Genomic DNA, 17,632 nt, shown 5'->3' with positions numbered 1-17,632 from the left:
TCTCGATCACTCAGTTGTTTTTGCGAATAGCAATACCGCAAGCCCTCGAAGGTATGTCCGTCGGGCCGTACAGTAAATAGTTCGGAGTGCTTCAGAACTTGTAGGAAAAGTGCGCGACGGAAGTAGGAAGCTGCTTGTTAAGCAGTTGCCCAACTAATGTGCGCTTCTTTAAGTCTCAGAAATTAATATAACTGCGCTGTGTTTATCAGCGCAGTTACACAGTCCTTACTTGCTAACGCTCACGCCGTAGAAGGAGTTCAAGCCAAACGGGCTGATCTTGAAATCCTGCACGTTGTTACGCATCGGTTGATAGACGGTCGAGTGCGCGATTGGCGTAATCGGCACGGCGTCTTTGAGGAGGTGTTGCGCCTGTTTGTACAGTTCGGTGCGCTGAGCCTGATCGGGTGTTGATTTGGCCTTCTTGATGATGGCGTCGTACGGCTTGTCGCACCACTTCGAGAAGTTGTTGCCGTTGATTGCGTCGCAACCGTACAGCGTGCCCAGCCAGTTGTCCGGGTCACCGTTGTCGCCGCTCCAGCCAATCAGCATGGCGCCGTTTTCACCTTGTTTGGCGCGCTTGATGTACTCGCCCCATTCGTAAGTGACGATCTTGGCCTTGATACCGACCTTGGCCCAATCGGACTGGAGCATCTCGGCCATCAACTTGGCGTTAGGGTTATACGGACGCTGAACCGGCATCGCCCACAGGGTGATTTCGGTACCGTCCTTGATGCCGGCTTCCTTGAGCAGCGCTTTCGCTTTCTCAGGGTTATAGCCCGCATCCTTGATGCTGGTGTCATAAGACCATTCGGTCGGCGGCATGGCGTTAACGGCCAGTTGGCCAGCGCCCTGGTACACAGAATCGATGATCTGCTGCTTGTTCACCGCCATGTCCAGCGCCTGACGGACCTTCAGCTGGGCCAGTGGGTTCGGCTGGTCGCTGCCTTTGATCTTGTCCATGACGTTGTAAGCGATGTAGCCAAGGTTGAAGCCAGCCTGGTCAGGCATCTTCAAGTCTTTGTCGGCTTTGAGCACGGCAAGATCGGCTGGACGCGGGAACAGGGTGATCTGGCATTCGCCTTTCTTCAGTTTTTGCATACGCACCGACGCATCGGTGGTGATGGCGAAGATCAGGTTGTCGATCTTGACGTCTTCAGGCTTCCAGTAATCCTTGTTGCCGGTGTAACGGATGTTGGAGTCTTTCTGATAGCTCTTGAACACGAACGGGCCAGTGCCGATTGGCTTCTGGTTGATGTCCGTAGGTTTGCCTTCTTTGAGCAGTTTCTCGGCGTATTCAGCGGACTGAATGGACGCAAAGCTCATGGCCATGTCCTGGATGAACGCGGCATCGACGGTGTGGAGCGTGAACTTGACCGTGTGATCGTCAATCTTCTCGACCTTGGCGATGTTCTTATCCATGTCCATGTCGGTGAAGTACGGGAACTCGGTCGGGTACGCTTTGCGGAACGGCATGTCTTTATCAAGCATGCGATTGAACGTGAACAGCACGTCATCGGCATTGAAGTTACGCGTCGGCTTGAAGTAGTCGGTGGTGTGGAACTTCACACCTTCACGCAGATGGAAGGTGTAGGTCAGGACGTCAGGGGAGATATCCCAACTGGTCGCCAGACCTGGAACCACAGCAGTGCCGCCACGTTCAAACTGGGTCAGGCGGTTGAACATGGTCTCGGCTGATGCGTCGAAGTCGGTTCCGGTCGTGTATTGGCCTGGGTCGAATCCGGCAGGGCTGCCTTCGGAGCAAAACACCAGTGAAGAAGGGGCTGCTTGGGCGAAGGGTGCGCTGGCGATCAAACCTGCGCTGAGTAAAAACGGAATGACCGCTTGTTTGAGCATGGTGGCCTCAGTTGTTGTCATTTATTAATAGAGGGCGCGACCTCGTGAGTCGACCCTGCAGATACTTATGCAGGGGTCATACCCAAAGCAAGATGGTGGCGCCAAGGAAGTGCCCAAAAGTGGTACGATCGTACAGGAATGTCGCATCGGTATAATTTTCGTCGCATTTGATCGTTTGCGCGTCTTATTGCGAATCATTTCGTGCACCAAGGCTGCACAGCCGAGCGTGTGGAATGCACCCGGTTGGAGCAAGAGTGTTACTGATGGCTATTTGCTCAGGCTGACGCCGTAGAACGGAGTAAGGCCAAATGGGCTGAGTTTGAAGTCTAGTACTTCCTTGCGCACAGGCTGAAATACCTTGGAATTGGCAATCGGAGTGATCGGCACCTGCTCCTTGAGAATGTGCTGAGCCTGTTGATAGAGCGCGATTCGTTTTTCTCGATCACTGCTCAATTTGGCCTCCTGCACCAGCTTGTCGTAGGCCGGGTCGCACCATTTGGCGAAATTGCTGCCCTTGACCGCCGCGCAGCTGTAGAGCACGCCAAGCCAGTTGTCGGGGTCGCCGTTGTCGCCGGTCCAGCCGTAGATCATCACGTCATGCTCGCCGTTCTTGGCGCGTTTGATGTACTCGCCCCACTCATAGCTGACGATATTGGCCTTGATTCCGATCTTCGCCCAATCGGCCTGGATCATTTGCGCCGACATGCGCGCATTGGGGTTAGATGCACGCTGTACGGTCATCGCCCACAAGCTGATCTCAGTCCCCGGTGCGATACCGGCTTCCTTGAGCAATTGTCTGGCCTTGGTCGGATCGTACGGCGCGTCCTTGATCGTCGGGTCGTAACTCCATTGGTTCGGCGGAAGGGCGTTTTGCGCCAGCTGTCCGGCGCTCTGGTACACCGCCTTGATGATCGCCGGCTTGTCGATGGCCATGTCCAGCGCCTGACGTACCTTGAGCTGGTCCAGCGGTTTGTGGGTGACGTTGTAGGCCAGAAAGCCCAGGTTGAAACCGGGCTGGCTGAGCACGTTGATGTTCGGGTCTTTTTCCATCAGCTCGATGTCTTGCGGCCTTGGATAACCGCTGACCTGGCATTCGCCGGTCTTGAGTTTTTGCAGGCGCACGGCGGCATCGGTGTTGATCGAGAAGATCAGGTTGTCGAGCTTCACATCCGCCGGTTTCCAGTACGCCGGGTTGGCGCTGTAACGGATCTGCGTGTCTTTCTGATAACGCTTGAACACGAACGGCCCAGTGCCGATGGGCTTTTGATTGATGTCGGCAGCCTTGCCTTCCTTGAGCAATTGCGCGGCGTATTCGGCGGACTGAATCGACGCGAAACTCATGGCCAGGTTCTGTACAAACGCCGCATCGACGTTGTTCAGGCTGAAGCGCACAGTCTGATCATCGATCTTGTCGACGCTCTTGATCGTGGTGTTCAGGTCCATGTCGTTGAAGTACGGTGACTCCGACGGGTAAGCCTTGCGAAACGGATGATTCGGGTCGAGCAGGCGATTGAAGGTGAACAGCACATCCTCGGCGTTGAAATCCCGGGTCGGCGTGAAGTAGTCCGTGGTGTGAAACTTCACGTTCGGGCGCAGGTGAAAGGTGTAACTCAGGCCATCCGTGGAAACATCCCAACGGGTCGCCAGGCCCGGTTCGACGTTAGTGCTGCCGCGCTCGAATTGCGTCAGGCGATTGAACACGGTTTCGGCCGACGCATCGAACTCCGTGCCGCTGGTGTATTGGCTCGGATCGAACCCCGCCGGGCTGGCTTCGGAGCAGTACACCAGGGTGCTGGCTGCTTGAGCGAAAGGTGCGCAGGCCAGCATGGCGGCGGCGAGGAGCAGGGGTTTGACGGTGAGTCCCATAGAAACCTCAAAAGAGTGCGGCATTCGCGCTGGCTGACAGGATAGTCAAACGCATCGACAACGAAGGATGCCGCACGATTTACTTTTGCTACAAGGCCCGGCTTTTACGTTCTGACGTTCACAAAATCGGTAACGAATCCGATCAGATGATCAAGAGGCGATCGAGTCAATAGACTGAGCGCGCTCATTACCGCTTGCGCATCGCCGTCACCGGAAAGAATCTTCTCGAGGGCTTTGCCTTCCTTGGCCAACCTTCGCAGGCTCTGTTCTCGAACGTCTTTTAAGCGGTGATGCACGGTATCCAGCTCGGTTTTAAGGGTGCTGCGACGAACGAGCGAGGGGTTTTTTATGGCCCATTGCGCAACGGTTTCGCCTTGCCAGTCACTGTCCATGGGGTGGACGAAGTAGGCGGTGGCGACCGCAACGGGATTGGCTCCCGGCTTGCCTTCCCAAAAACCGAGCATGGCCTGTGCGACGCGCATGACCGCCTCCTCTGCCAGCGTTGCCGCCAGCCGATGAAGCGGGTGTTCGGCATGATCCTTGGCCAGTTGCGAGTGAGACGGATCGGTGGAGCCGCTGGTATTGGGGTTGTCATCGACCAGGGTCTGAAGATCGTCGATGCTGTTTCCCAGCACCTTCAGTGCGCCTTGCATGACCGTTCCAAAGGCATTGCCCAGCAACCGGGCCGGCGTTCCAGTGACCCAATTGAATTTTTCGACATATTCGGACACCGGCAAGTCAGCCCATCGGTCGCGAGTGAAGAGCAGTTTCTCGAATATCTCCAGCAGGCTCGGATCCTGATGCTCCCCGAGCAAAATAAGCATCACTTGGTCTCGCTCGGAGCGGAAACCCGCCTGGGTGGGTTCGAAGCCGATGTCTTTGGTCGAGAACAATATTTCGCCAATAGGCGCCGCCAGGCTGGCAATCACATCCGTGGAGCCAAACATACCGGTGACCAGGGGCAGCCCCCATTTGCAATCGGCTTTCGAGGTCCATGGCAGCACATTCACATGCCCCTCTTTGATCAAGCTCAGCTCGACGAAATTGGAGTGAGCGAAAAAGTCTTCCAGAATGTGCAGCGCTGCGCCGAACGAGCGGTGACTTTCGAACGTTCGACCCTCGAACATTGCGCGCTTGAGTTGTGCCTGCATGACCTCGACCGAGCGCTGTATGTAGCGTTTCGTCGACGTCTCAAAATCGATCTTCAACGATTCATCGTCGGGCAGTACCCAGGGCTCGAAGTCCGCGTCGCGAGTCTTGGGGTCTGCCGGTTTCGGGTTGAGCACTTTCGGATTGTCAATGTGTTCACTGGGGCGATAGACGCCCAGCAAGTCCGGCGTCACGGTAAATAACTTAGGTTGTATCCTCCTCAGCCAAGTGAATTTACGCACGGCCAATACGTCCACTATCCGAGTCAGCGCCTCACGAGAAAGCACGTCCGGGAAATTTTTAGGCATGGTACTGGCCCGCACGATCTTGGGGTCGAGCAATTGTGAGTAGTCGCGCAACCAATTGCCGAAGTAGACGGCATTCACTTCATCTTCGATAAAGCCGAGCTGCGAGAGCACGGCTTCAATGGTTTTGTGTGTGAATCTACCTTCGCCGCCGTCTCCGGCCTCAAACGTCTCTTTGTCGCCATAGGCGGTCGAGGTGCCGTCGTCGTCCTGTGTCTGACGGACCCGTCGCATGGCGCTCGAGTAATGAGCTCTGATGGAAATGGCGTCCGCGCCGTGGGGATGGTAAGTGGCGATCTCGACATCACCCTGGCCCCTGTTCAGCGACTCGTAGAGTGCCATTCGATAGGCGTGCCGAGAGCCTTCCTCCAGCGGCGAGTCGTCGGCCACGGTAGCGCTACCATCGGGATTGCGGTCGGCCAGGTCCTGGCGCAGCACGTTGTCCAGGTGATGCCCGAACTCGTGTAGCAAAATCGCCAGCAATTCCCAGGTGGTGTCCTGATTGTCGAGTACGTGTTCCAGCGCCGCGGGGTGAATACGGATGATGCGCTCTTGATTGTCGTAGTCGGCAGGGTAAGTCGCGGTCGTCGTAAGCCGCAGTTCAGGGTTCTGCACCTCGCCCGAGTGTAGGGCGTCATGCAGCTTGAGGTAGGTGTGTTCCGGAATGTCGAAGCCGAAGGTCAGCGGCATGCTTTGGGTGAATTGCTTAGGCGTACAGCGTTTGGCCAGGGCCGTCATTTGATCCAGGGCAACAGTACTGCGCAGTTGGCCATCTAGCGGGCCGGTATGTTTATGGATGTGAAGCGGGCTCTGTGGGTTCGCGCTCTCCAAAAAATGAAGGGATTTACTGTGTGGGCGAATGACAGGATTCATCCGTGATTCCTTAAAAATAGCGCACGGCGATACATCCAGGTTTCAGGGCTGTTCGAGGCGTGCAAAGTGGAGTGGGGTGTTGCAGGGCTGGAGTTTACGGGCTGTGCAAACGGTGCAAATCAGGCAGATCAGCGGGCGCGGTAGGGCGATAGTAGGGCGGTAAGACGGGATGTCGACAAACGGAGGTGGAAACGGCGGTAACCCAGGATTACCGCCGCGTGAGCGTTATTGCATCAACACTTCGATCACGCCATCGGCATTGACGCTGACCTGGCTGGTGCCGGCTTCGATGTCCGGCGTTGGTGCTGCGTCAGCACGGGCGGCTTTCATCATCATTACCGGCGCACGCGGGTAGGGCTGTGGGTAACCCGACGTATTGAGGTTCAGGTTGACCAGTTTGTAGCCCTTGCCACCAAGGGCGTCGGTCACCAGTTGCGCGCGGGTTTTAAAGGCGGCAACGGCGTCTTTAAGCAGGGTGTCTTCGCTGGCTCTGCGCGTGGGTGGGGAGATGGAGAAATCCATGCCGCCCATTTTCAAATCTTCCAGCAGTTCGCCGGTCAGTTTGGACAGTGCGGCAAAGTCAGCGCTCTCCAGGCGCAATTCGGAGCGTTCGCGCCAGCCAGTGATCTTCTGCCCCTTTTCGTCGTAGATCGGGTAGCTGTTGCGACTGCCCTGACGAATGGTGATGCCCTGGACCTGACGCGCCTGGCCGAGCGCCTTGTTCAGGGTTTCAGTAATCTGCGCGGCCAGCTTGGCTGGGTCGTTGTTCTGCGCTTCGCTATAAAGGGTGACCATCATCAGGTCGCGAGGGACTTCCTGGCTGACCTCGGCACGTACGGAAACCTGGTTGTAATGAACCTCTTCAGCCAACGCAGGCAGACTGACAAGCGTGGCAACACCGAGGGCGAAGAGGGCGGCAGTGGGGCGAAGGCTGAACATGAAAACTCCTTGTTAACGAACCGTCAGGCGGAAAACCATCAGACTGTTGAGGACCCATTCCGGTTCCGGGCATCTTGTTCGCAGGCAAGCCTGCGAACGGCTTGATGCGGTCTGTCAGATCTGTGGCGGTTTGACGCAGTTTCGCTGTTTTCGCCATTGCTTGGTTATACTCGCTGCGATCCGCCTGGAGCACTCATCAGGAGAGCTCATGCTCGCCCCCGTTCAACTGCTTTCTGCTACACGCCAGAACCTGTGGCGCCTGACTCTTATTCGTACTTTGGTGCTGGCCGCACAAGCGGGCTCGGTGGGCGTTGCCTATTTGCTCGATCTGCTGCCCCTGCCGTGGCTGCAATTGGCTATCACGATCGGGTTTTCCATGGTGCTGTGCGTGATGACGGCCATCCGCCTGCGTGCATCATGGCCGGTCACCGAGCTGGAGTACGCGGTGCAGCTGGCTTTCGACATGCTGATCCACAGCGTGCTGCTGTATTACTCAGGCGGTTCGACCAACCCGTTCGTTTCCTATTATCTGGTCCCGTTGACCATCGCTGCGGTGACCTTGCCGTGGCTGTATTCGCTGATTCTCTCGGGCCTGGCGCTGGTCAGCTACACATTGTTGCTGGTGCAGTTTTATCCGATGGGTACGTTTCCCATCGCCCGCGAGAGCATGCAAATTTATGGTATGTGGCTGAGTTTTGCCCTGGCGGCGGCGGTGATTACCTTTTTTGCGGCAAAGATGGCCGAAGAACTGCGCCGACAAGAGCAACTGCGCGCCGAGCGTCGAGAAGAAGGCCTGCGCGATCAACAATTGCTGGCGGTCGCGACCCAAGCGGCTGGCGCGGCCCACGAATTGGGTACACCCTTGGCAACCATGAGCGTGCTGATCAAGGAAATGCGTCAGGACCATAACGACCCGCTGTTGCAGGAAGACCTCGCGGTGCTGCAAGAACAGGTCAAGCAGTGCAAGCTGACCCTGCAAAGTTTGGTGCGAGCTGCCGAAGCCAATCGGCGTCTGGCGGTGGATGAGCAAGACGTGACCGACTGGCTGGACGAAGCCCTGAACCGTTGGCACCTGATGCGCCCCGAGGCCAGCTATCGCTTCCAGCGTCTGGGTCAGGGTTCGGTGCCGCGTCTTGCGCCGCCGCCGGATTTGACCCAGGCGTTGCTCAATTTGCTGAACAACGCTGCCGATGCCTGCCCGGAAGGTCTGGAAGTGCATCTGAACTGGGATGCCGAAGAAATCTGCATCAGTATTCGTGACCACGGCGCCGGTGTGCCGTTGGCAATCGCCGAGCAAATCGGCAAACCGTTCTTCACCACCAAAGGCAAAGGCTTCGGCCTGGGTCTGTTTTTGAGCAAGGCCAGCGTGACCCGCGCGGGTGGCTCGGTAAAACTCTACAGTCATGAAGAAGGCGGAACGCTCACCGAGCTACGCCTGCCCCGTGACGCCCGAGGAGACAAACATGAGTGACGAGATCCAAGTCGAAGGCGAAGAACTGCCGCATTTATTGCTGGTGGACGATGACGCCACCTTCACCCGGGTGATGGCGCGAGCCATGAGCCGCCGTGGTTTCCGCGTCAGCACTGCAAGTTCGGCCGAAGAAGGGTTGATCCTGGCCCAGCAGGACGTGCCCGAATACGCCGCCCTGGACCTGAAAATGAATGGCGACTCCGGCCTGGTGCTGCTGCCCAAGTTGCTGGAAATCGATCCAGAAATGCGTGTGGTGATCCTCACCGGTTATTCGAGCATCGCCACCGCCGTCGAAGCGATCAAGCGCGGCGCCTGCAATTACCTGTGCAAACCGGCCGATGCCGACGATGTGCTGGCGGCCTTGCTGTCCGAGCACGCGGATCTGGATACGCTGGTGCCGGAAAACCCGATGTCGGTGGATCGTCTGCAGTGGGAGCACATTCAGCGCGTGCTGACCGAGCACGAAGGCAACATTTCCGCGACCGCGCGGGCGCTGGGCATGCATCGCCGGACCTTGCAGCGTAAATTGCAGAAACGACCCGTACGGCGCTGAACAGGGGCTGAACGAATGTCTTCGGACTTCGCGAAGAGGCGGGTCGATCATCTATGATCGGTTCGACGCGTGTTCTCTATCCCAAACGAGCTTGAATAATGAATCGCAACGCCGAGTATTCCGCGGTCAATGACGCCGTACGAGGAGAGTTCTTCCGCCGCGTCTGGAAGCTGATAACGCCATACTGGCGCAGCGAAGAAAAGGGCATAGCCTGGCTGTTGCTGGTCTCCGTGATCGCGCTGTCGCTGTTCAGCGTGGCGATCTCGGTGATGATCAACAGTTGGTACAAAGACTTTTACAACGCTTTGCAAGAGAAAGACCTCGCAGCGTTTACCCACCTGATTCTGTACTTCTGCGGCATTGCCACGGTGGCGATTCTGGGCGCGGTGTACCGTCTTTATTTGACGCAGATGCTGACCATCCGCTGGCGTCGCTGGCTGACCGAGCAGCATTTCGCGAAATGGCTCGCTCACAAAAACTACTATCAGCTTGAACAACACGGCTATACCGATAACCCCGACCAACGGTTGTCCGAAGACCTCAACAGTTTTACGTCCAGCACTCTGAGCCTGGCGCTGGGCTTGATCCGCACCGTGGTCAGCCTGGTGTCGTTCTCGATCATCCTGTGGGGTGTCTCGGGCAGTATCGACCTCTTCGGCATCACGATTCCCGGCTATATGTTCTGGGCCGCGCTTTTGTATGCACTGGCCGGCAGCTGGCTGACCCACAAGATCGGGCAGCGTCTGATCAAACTGAGCAACCAACAGGAACGTTACGAAGCCGATTTGCGTTTCGCGCTGGTGCGGGTTCGCGAAAATGCCGAAAGCATCGCCTTCTCTAACGGCGAGCCCAATGAAAATCAACGGTTGAGTACGCGCTTCGGCATGATCTGGAGCAACTACTGGAACATCATGAAGGTCTCGAAGCGCCTGACCTTCTTCACGGCGGGTTATTCTCAGATCGCCACCGTTTTTGCCTTCGTCGTGGCGTCACCGCGTTACTTCTCCGGTGCCATCGAACTCGGCGGTCTGATGCAGATCAACTCCGCGTTCGGCAACGTGCAAGAGAACTTCAGCTGGTTCATCGACGCGTACACCACCTTGGCCTCCTGGCGCGCTACTTGTGATCGTCTGCTGAGTTTCCGTCAGGGCATGACTGACAACGAAGCGCATGCCTCGGATATCAAGGTGAAGCGTGACGGCGACGCGCTGCATTTCGACAACCTGGCGCTAAAACTGGCAGACGGTCGCGACCTGCTGAACGGTGCCAATCTGGATATCGAGCCGGGTGATCGGGTGATGCTCAGCGGTCGTTCGGGTAGCGGCAAAAGTACCTTGCTGCGAGCGTTGGGCGGGTTGTGGCATGACGGGCATGGCAGTGTAAGGCTGCCCTCCGAGCGTTATCTGTTTCTGCCGCAGCGGCCTTATTTGCCGATCGGCACCCTGCGCGAGGCCTTGAGTTATCCACAGGCGCCCGAAGCGTATCCCGCCGAGCGCTTCGCTCAAGTGCTGGAAACCTGCCGCCTGGGCCATCTGGTGCCACGTCTGGACGAGAGCGATCACTGGCAGCGCATGCTGTCTCCCGGCGAGCAGCAGCGTGTAGCCTTCGCCCGTGCGCTGCTTTACGCGCCGAGCTGGCTGTATCTCGACGAAGCGACCTCGGCCATGGATGAAGAAGACGAGTCCGCGCTGTATCAGGCATTGGTCGACGAATTGCCGGGCGTGACCCTGCTCAGTGTCGGCCATCGCAGCAGCCTCAAGCGCTTCCATCGTCGGCATGTGCGCATCGATGGTGGGCACTTGCGCGAGCAACCGCATTCAGAGGTTGTCGCTTAAAATAGATGCCTGAAACCGACCGGGTTTTTACGAATGTTATCGTACAACCCGGTTGCGTTATCATGTGTTCTCAATTGCCTTGAGATGTATGTTCGATATGGAAAACCAGAGCCCTGCGCCGCGTGTCCGCAGAAAGCACCGCAGTCTCGCCCAGGAGTTGGTCACCGAACTTTCCGAACGGATTCGCGATGGCCATCTCAAACGCGGAGACAAGTTGCCGACCGAATCGGCGATCATGCAAGAGCAGGGCGTGAGCCGGACGGTGGTGCGCGAGGCGATCTCGCGTTTGCAGGCGTCCGGTCTGGTGGAAACCCGGCATGGTATCGGCACCTTTGTGCTGGATACGCCAAGCCCTAGCGGTTTTCGGATCGATCCGGCAACCATCGTCACCTTGCGCGATGTGCTGGCGATTCTCGAATTGCGCATCAGTCTTGAAGTTGAATCCGCCGGGTTGGCGGCGCAACGTCGCACCCCGGAGCAACTCGCTGCCATGCGCGCTGCGCTGGACGCGCTGATTGAAAGCGCGTCCCAGGCCGGCGATGCGGTGGCTTCGGACTTCCAGTTTCACCTGCAGATTGCCTTGTCCACCGGCAACCGCTACTTCGTCGACATCATGACCCACCTGGGCACCAGCATCATTCCGCGCACCCGGCTCAACTCGGCGCGTCTGGCCCATGATGATCAGCAGCACTACATGAACCGCCTCAGCCGTGAGCATGAAGAAATCTACGAAGCCATCGCCCGCCAGGACTCCGACGCCGCCCGCGCCGCCATGCGCCTGCACCTGACCAACAGCCGCGAACGCCTGCGCCATGCCCATGAAGAGGCTGAACAGCAGCAGGCTTAGCACGCTGCTCGCAATCCCTGTAGGAGCTGCCGAAGGCTGCGATAAGGCCGGAACGGCCCTCACACGATCAACCGTCGCAACCGGTCCCCGGTTGATCGCAGCCTTCGGCAGCTCCTACACTTGAGTCGACACGGTCTCCCTGACCGCTGATCGGCCTTCACACCCCCAAATCAAAATCCCGCACATCCCTCTTGAGTAATTTTATTTTCAGTTGTACGATGACGTACGACATCAGTTGAGAGCTGGTGTGCTTCCTTCCACATTTGGCTATCCAGGGTGTTCGAATAATGAATCCACAAGAACTGAAGTCCATCCTTTCCGCAGGTCTCCTGTCGTTCCCGGTGACCGATTTCAATGCTCAGGGCGATTTCAACCGCGCGGGCTATATCAAGCGTCTTGAGTGGCTGGCCCCGTACGGCGCCAGCGCCTTGTTCGCCGCAGGCGGTACCGGTGAGTTCTTCTCCCTGGCGGCCAGCGAATACTCCGAAGTGATCAAGACTGCCGTAGACACCTGCGCCACCAGTGTGCCAATCCTGGCGGGTGTCGGTGGTTCTACCCGTCAGGCCATCGAATACGCTCAAGAAGCCGAGCGCCTGGGTGCCAAAGGTTTGCTTCTGCTCCCGCACTACTTGACTGAAGCCAGCCAGGACGGCGTTGCCGCCCACGTTGAAGCCGTGTGCAAATCGGTCAAAATCGGTGTGATCGTTTACAACCGTAACGTCTGCCGCCTGACCGCGCCGCTGTTGGAACAACTGGCCGAGCGCTGCCCGAACCTGATTGGTTACAAAGACGGCCTGGGTGATATCGAGTTGATGGTGTCGATCCGTCGTCGCCTCGGTGATCGTTTCAGCTACCTGGGTGGCCTGCCGACCGCCGAAGTCTACGCCGCTGCCTACAAGGCACTGGGCGTTCCGGTCTACTCCTCGGCGGTGTTCAACTTCCTGCCGAAAACTGCGATGGACTTCTACCACGCCATTGCTCGCGACGATCACGCCACCGTCGGCAAGCTGATCGATGACTTCTTCCTGCCTTACCTGGATATCCGCAACCGTAAGTCGGGTTATGCGGTGAGCGTCGTCAAAGCGGGCGCAAAAATCGCCGGTTACGATGCAGGCCCGGTACGGACCCCACTGACTGACCTGACGGCTGAAGAGTTTGAAATGCTGGCTGCGCTGATGGACAAGCAGGGCGCCCAGTAAAAGACCGCATGAATCAAGGCCGCTGAGCAATCAGCGGTTTCTTACCTTTAGGTTTCTTGGTCATCAGGAGAGTGTTCGTGTCTGATTCAACGCGTTTTGATAACTACATCGGCGGCGAGTGGGTTGCCGGTGCGACTTACTCCTCCAACATCAACCCGTCCGATCTGTCGGATGTGATCGGCGAGTACGCCCAGGCTGACGTGGCGCAAGTCAACGCCGCCATCGACGCAGCCCGTAGCGCATTCCCGGCCTGGTCGACGTCCGGTATCCAGGCGCGCAGCGACTCGCTGGACAAAGTCGGCAGCGAAATCCTCGCCCGTCGTGAAGAACTCGGCACCTTGCTCGCCCGTGAAGAAGGTAAGACCTTGCCTGAAGCGATTGGCGAAGTGACCCGCGCCGGTAACATCTTCAAGTTCTTCGCCGGTGAATGCCTGCGCATGTCTGGCGACTACATCCCGTCGGTGCGTCCGGGCGTCAACGTCGAAGTGACCCGCGAAGCGCTGGGCGTGGTCGGTCTGATCACGCCGTGGAACTTCCCGATCGCCATTCCAGCCTGGAAAATTGCGCCGGCACTGGCCTACGGCAACTGCGTGGTGATCAAGCCTGCTGACCTGGTACCGGGTTGCGCCTGGGCGCTGGCTGAAATCATCTCCCGCGCCGGCTTCCCGGCTGGGGTGTTCAACCTGGTGATGGGCAGCGGCCGTGTCGTCGGTGACGTGATCGTCAAAAGCCGCAAGGTCGATGGCATCAGCTTCACTGGTTCGGTGGGCGTCGGTCGGCAGATCGCGGTCGATTGCATTGCGCGTCAAGCCAAAGTGCAGCTGGAAATGGGCGGCAAAAACCCTCAGGTCATTCTCGACGACGCTGATCTCAAGCAAGCGGTCGAGCTGTCGGTACAGAGCGCGTTCTACTCCACCGGTCAGCGTTGCACGGCATCCAGCCGCTTCATCGTCACCGCTGGCATCCACGACAAGTTCGTCGAAGCCATGGCCGAGCGCATGCGTTCGATCAAGGTCGGTCATGCGCTGAAATCGGGTATCGATATCGGCCCGGTCGTGTCCAAGGCACAACTGGATCAAGACATGAGCTATGTCGCGATCGGTCAGCAAGAAGGCGCGCGTCTGGTCACCGGTGGTGAGCTGGTGACCTGCGACACCGAAGGCTACTTCCTGGCGCCGACACTGTTCGCCGAAAGCACCGCCGAGATGCGTATCAGCAAGGAAGAAATCTTTGGCCCGGTCGCGAACATCGTGCGCGTGGCGGATTACGAAGCGGCACTGGCCATGGCCAACGACACCGAGTTCGGTCTGTCGGCGGGCATCGCCACCACCTCGCTGAAGTACGCCAACCATTTCAAACGTCATTCGCAAGCCGGGATGGTGATGGTCAACCTGCCAACCGCTGGCGTCGATTACCACGTGCCGTTCGGTGGTCGCAAAGGTTCTTCCTACGGTTCGCGTGAGCAAGGCCGCTACGCGCAAGAGTTCTACACCGTGGTTAAAACCAGCTACATCGGTTCGTAAATAGCTTGGATTAAATGTAGGAGCTGCCGAAGGCTGCGATAAGGTCCGAAGGACCTTCAGAGATTGCCAAATCAGCGACCGCATGCGGTCGATCGCAGCCTTCGGCAGCTCCTACACAAGCAACACGCAAAAAATGTTTACCCGCAAAAAAAATAAATAGTGGGAGTACATCTACATGCAACACGCCAAGCCGACCCACGTCCGCTATTTGATTCTGCTCATGCTGTTTCTGGTGACCACGATCAACTATGCCGACCGTGCCACCATCGCTATCGCGGGCTCCAGCCTGCAAAAAAGCCTCGGCATTGATGCCGTCACCCTCGGTTTTATCTTCTCCGCTTTTGGCTGGGCCTATGTGGCCGGTCAGATTCCCGGCGGCTGGCTGCTCGACCGTTTCGGTTCGAAGAAAGTCTATGCGCTGAGTATTTTCACTTGGTCGCTGTTCACCGTGCTGCAGGGTTATGTCGGTGAGTTCGGCGTCTCTACCGCCATCGTTGCGCTGTTCATGCTGCGCTTTTTGGTGGGGCTGGCCGAAGCGCCATCCTTCCCCGGCAACGCGCGCATTGTCGCGGCCTGGTTCCCGACCGCTGAACGCGGCACCGCCTCGGCGATTTTCAACTCTGCACAATACTTCGCCACGGTGTTGTTCGCGCCGCTGATGGGTTGGATCGTCTACACCTTCGGCTGGCAGCACGTGTTCGTGGTCATGGGCGGTGTGGGTCTGGTGTTCTCGGCGATCTGGCTGAAAGTTATCCACAGCCCGCGCAATCACCCGATGATCAACGAGGCCGAATTCGAGCACATCGCCAATAACGGCGGCCTGGTCGACATGGATCAGGACCAGGGTAAAGGCGCCAGCGGCGGTCCCAAGTGGGATTACGTGCGTCAGTTGCTGACTAACCGCATGATGCTCGGCGTGTACCTGGGCCAGTACTGCATCAACGGCATCACCTACTTCTTCCTGACATGGTTCCCGGTGTACCTGGTCCAGGAACGCGGCATGACCATTCTCAAGGCTGGCTTCATTGCTTCGCTGCCTGCCATCTGCGGTTTTATCGGCGGCGTATTGGGCGGGATCATTTCCGACTATCTGCTGCGCAAAGGCCATTCCCTGACCTTCGCCCGCAAGGCGCCGATCATTGGTGGCTTGCTGCTGTCGACCACCATCGTGGCCTGCAACTACGTTGATATCGAATGGATGGTGGTCGGCTTCATGGCCCTGGCGTTCTTCGGCAAAGGCGTGGGTGCGTTGGGTTGGGCAGTGGTGTCCGACACCTCGCCGAAACAGATCGCCGGTTTGAGCGGTGGCCTGTTCAACATGTTCGGCAACATCGCCTCGATCACCACACCGATTGTGATCGGCTACATCATTAGCTCCACGGGCTCGTTCAAATGGGCGCTGGTGTTCGTCGGCGCCAACGCGCTGGTGGCGGTGATCAGTTATCTGGTGATCGTGGGTGACATCAAACGTGTCGAATTGAAAGAGCCGCCAGTCAAGGGGCCAGCGATCGGCAACCGCGCCGACAAGCTTTCTCAAGCAAAATTCTGAGGAAACCGTGATGAACCTGATTCAACATGCCGATTCGCCACGCTACATCCAGCTCAATGAACTGGATAACGTGGTGGTCGTGGTCAATGACCAGGGCGTGCCTGCCGGTACTAAGTTCGATAACGGTTTGGTGACCCTGGATAACGTGCCGCAAAGCCACAAGGTCAACCTGGTGGACATCCCCGAAGGCGGTTCGGTGATTCGTTACGGGCAAACCATCGGTTATGCCCTGCAAGCGATCCCGCGCGGCAGCTGGGTCAGGGAAGATCAACTGCGCATGCCCACCGCGCCACCGCTGGACAGCCTGCCGCTGTCCACCGAAGTACCGGAAAAACAGGCGCCGCTGGAAGGCTTCACGTTCGAGGGCTATCGCAACGCCGACGGTACTGTCGGTACCCGCAATATCCTCGGCATCACCACTACCGTGCAGTGCGTGACGGGTGTGCTCGGTCATGCGGTGAAGCGTATTCGCGATGAGTTGCTGCCCAAGTACCCGAACGTCGATGACGTGGTGGCACTGACCCATAGCTACGGCTGTGGCGTGGCGATCACCGCGACTGACGCTTATATCCCGATTCGCACCGTGCGCAATCTGGCCCGCAACCCGAACCTGGGGGGCGAAGCGTTGGTGATCAGCCTGGGCTGCGAGAAATTGCAGGCCGGGCAGGTCATGCACGAAAACGACAGTTCGGTAGACCTCAGCGAGCCGTGGCTGTATCGGCTTCAAGATTCCAGCCACGGGTTCGGCGAGATGATCGAACAGATCATGGAACTGGCCGAAACCCGCTTGAAAAAACTCGATCAGCGTCGTCGCGAAACCGTACCGGCCTCCGAGCTGATTCTTGGCATGCAGTGTGGCGGCAGCGATGCGTTCTCCGGCATTACCGCCAACCCGGCGTTGGGTTACGCCTCGGACTTGTTGCTGCGAGCCGGGGCAACGGTGATGTTTTCCGAGGTCACCGAAGTGCGCGACGCCATTTACCTGCTGACGTCCCGCGCCGAAACCAGAGAAGTGGCGCAAGCGCTGGTCCGCGAAATGGATTGGTACGACCGTTACCTGGCCAAGGGCGAGGCGGATCGCAGCGCCAACACCACACCGGGCAACAAGAAGGGTGGGTTGTCGAATATTGTCGAGAAGTCCCTGGGCTCCATCGTCAAATCTGGCAGCAGCGCGATCAACGGCGTGCTGGGCCCTGGCGAGCGGTTCAAGCGCAAAGGCCTGATTTTTTGTGCGACGCCGGCCAGCGATTTTGTCTGCGGCACCTTGCAGTTGGCGGCGGGAATGAACCTGCATGTGTTCACCACCGGGCGCGGCACACCCTATGGTTTGGCCATGGCGCCGGTGGTGAAAGTGTCGACCCGCACCGAGCTGGCCCAGCGCTGGCCCGACCTGATCGATATCGACGCCGGGCGCATCGCCACCGGTCGCGCCAGCATCGAAGACCTGGGTTGGGAGTTGTTTCACTTCTACCTGGACGTCGCCAGCGGCCGGAAAAAAACCTGGACCGAGCATTACCGCCTGCACAACGACATCACCTTGTTCAACCCGGCGCCGATTACCTGACATTCGGCTAAAAGCTTCGCAGGCAAGCCTGCTCCCACAGGGATTGCATACATCTGGGGGCAGGCTTGCAACTACGCGTCCCGCGGCGAAGACGCAGTACCGTCC

General features: G+C 58.1%; 12 protein-coding genes. 8 read left to right on the top strand and 4 right to left on the bottom strand.

Features of this window, described 5'->3' with window-relative positions; translation table 11 throughout:
* Nucleotides 1-225 precede the first annotated feature (225 nt).
* From AC1MEE_RS21945 to AC1MEE_RS21930, 4 genes are all read right to left on the bottom strand, one after another.
* Nucleotides 226-1,854, bottom strand: coding sequence for an ABC transporter substrate-binding protein (locus AC1MEE_RS21945; protein ID WP_480411643.1), 1,629 nt, complete (start codon nucleotides 1,852-1,854; stop codon nucleotides 226-228).
* Between the two features lie 267 nt (nucleotides 1,855-2,121).
* The gene (locus AC1MEE_RS21940; RefSeq protein ID WP_480411642.1) at nucleotides 2,122-3,720 is read right to left on the bottom strand and encodes an ABC transporter substrate-binding protein; all 1,599 of its coding nucleotides are present in this window, start codon (nucleotides 3,718-3,720) and stop codon (nucleotides 2,122-2,124) included.
* 104 nt (nucleotides 3,721-3,824) lie between these two features.
* A complete protein-coding gene (locus AC1MEE_RS21935) occupies nucleotides 3,825-5,408 on the bottom strand; it encodes an HET-C-related protein (RefSeq protein WP_480416297.1) in 1,584 nt (527 codons plus the stop codon).
* Nucleotides 5,409-6,272: 864 nt separating this feature from the next.
* A complete protein-coding gene (locus tag AC1MEE_RS21930) occupies nucleotides 6,273-6,986 on the bottom strand; it encodes an SIMPL domain-containing protein (RefSeq protein ID WP_480411641.1) in 714 nt (237 codons plus the stop codon).
* 208 nt (nucleotides 6,987-7,194) lie between these two features.
* Here AC1MEE_RS21930 and AC1MEE_RS21925 point away from each other — a divergent pair, with 208 nt between their 5' ends.
* The 8 genes from AC1MEE_RS21925 (at nucleotide 7,195) to garD (ending at nucleotide 17,527) form a co-directional block, all read left to right on the top strand.
* Nucleotides 7,195-8,457 carry an ATP-binding protein gene (locus AC1MEE_RS21925; RefSeq protein ID WP_480411640.1) on the top strand — a complete coding sequence of 421 codons (1,263 nt, stop codon included), beginning with the start codon at nucleotides 7,195-7,197 and terminating at the stop codon, nucleotides 8,455-8,457.
* Nucleotides 8,450-9,010 (top strand): response regulator transcription factor, encoded by a 561-nt coding sequence (locus tag AC1MEE_RS21920; RefSeq protein WP_480411639.1) that lies wholly within the window; start codon nucleotides 8,450-8,452, stop codon nucleotides 9,008-9,010. Before AC1MEE_RS21925 ends, AC1MEE_RS21920 begins: the two co-directional genes overlap by 8 nt.
* A 98-nt stretch (nucleotides 9,011-9,108) precedes the next feature.
* Nucleotides 9,109-10,845 carry an ABC transporter ATP-binding protein/permease gene (locus tag AC1MEE_RS21915; protein WP_480411638.1) on the top strand — a complete coding sequence of 579 codons (1,737 nt, stop codon included), beginning with the start codon at nucleotides 9,109-9,111 and terminating at the stop codon, nucleotides 10,843-10,845.
* Nucleotides 10,846-10,942: 97 nt separating this feature from the next.
* Nucleotides 10,943-11,692 (top strand): FadR/GntR family transcriptional regulator, encoded by a 750-nt coding sequence (locus AC1MEE_RS21910; protein ID WP_480416296.1) that lies wholly within the window; start codon nucleotides 10,943-10,945, stop codon nucleotides 11,690-11,692.
* 287 nt (nucleotides 11,693-11,979) lie between these two features.
* Nucleotides 11,980-12,891: a 5-dehydro-4-deoxyglucarate dehydratase gene (kdgD, locus tag AC1MEE_RS21905; protein ID WP_480411637.1), complete on the top strand. Its 912-nt coding sequence runs from the start codon at nucleotides 11,980-11,982 to the stop codon at nucleotides 12,889-12,891.
* A gap of 77 nt (nucleotides 12,892-12,968) precedes the next feature.
* Complete coding sequence (locus tag AC1MEE_RS21900; protein WP_480411636.1) at nucleotides 12,969-14,414, top strand: aldehyde dehydrogenase family protein; 1,446 nt, start codon at nucleotides 12,969-12,971, stop codon at nucleotides 14,412-14,414.
* Nucleotides 14,415-14,589: 175 nt separating this feature from the next.
* Nucleotides 14,590-15,963: an MFS transporter gene (locus AC1MEE_RS21895; RefSeq protein ID WP_480411635.1), complete on the top strand. Its 1,374-nt coding sequence runs from the start codon at nucleotides 14,590-14,592 to the stop codon at nucleotides 15,961-15,963.
* A 10-nt stretch (nucleotides 15,964-15,973) separates the two neighbouring features.
* The gene (garD, locus tag AC1MEE_RS21890) at nucleotides 15,974-17,527 is read left to right on the top strand and encodes a galactarate dehydratase (protein WP_480411634.1); all 1,554 of its coding nucleotides are present in this window, start codon (nucleotides 15,974-15,976) and stop codon (nucleotides 17,525-17,527) included.
* Nucleotides 17,528-17,632: the final 105 nt, after the last annotated feature.

It is taken from the genome of Pseudomonas sp. ASL3 (assembly GCF_056680425.1).
This window is presented reverse-complemented; position numbering and strand designations above follow the sequence as displayed.

Excerpts from the sequence above, each read along its gene's own strand:
- AC1MEE_RS21945 (WP_480411643.1), bottom strand. The coding sequence starts at position 1,854 with ATGCTCAAACAAGCGGTCATTCCGTTTTTACTCAGCGCAGGTTTGATC.
- AC1MEE_RS21940 (WP_480411642.1), bottom strand. The coding sequence starts at position 3,720 with ATGGGACTCACCGTCAAACCCCTGCTCCTCGCCGCCGCCATGCTGGCC.
- AC1MEE_RS21935 (WP_480416297.1), bottom strand. The coding sequence starts at position 5,408 with ATGCGACGGGTCCGTCAGACACAGGACGACGACGGCACCTCGACCGCC.
- AC1MEE_RS21930 (WP_480411641.1), bottom strand. The coding sequence starts at position 6,986 with ATGTTCAGCCTTCGCCCCACTGCCGCCCTCTTCGCCCTCGGTGTTGCC.
- AC1MEE_RS21925 (WP_480411640.1), top strand. The coding sequence starts at position 7,195 with ATGCTCGCCCCCGTTCAACTGCTTTCTGCTACACGCCAGAACCTGTGG.
- AC1MEE_RS21920 (WP_480411639.1), top strand. The coding sequence starts at position 8,450 with ATGAGTGACGAGATCCAAGTCGAAGGCGAAGAACTGCCGCATTTATTG.
- AC1MEE_RS21915 (WP_480411638.1), top strand. The coding sequence starts at position 9,109 with ATGAATCGCAACGCCGAGTATTCCGCGGTCAATGACGCCGTACGAGGA.
- AC1MEE_RS21910 (WP_480416296.1), top strand. The coding sequence starts at position 10,943 with ATGGAAAACCAGAGCCCTGCGCCGCGTGTCCGCAGAAAGCACCGCAGT.
- kdgD (WP_480411637.1), top strand. The coding sequence starts at position 11,980 with ATGAATCCACAAGAACTGAAGTCCATCCTTTCCGCAGGTCTCCTGTCG.
- AC1MEE_RS21895 (WP_480411635.1), top strand. The coding sequence starts at position 14,590 with ATGCAACACGCCAAGCCGACCCACGTCCGCTATTTGATTCTGCTCATG.
- garD (WP_480411634.1), top strand. The coding sequence starts at position 15,974 with ATGAACCTGATTCAACATGCCGATTCGCCACGCTACATCCAGCTCAAT.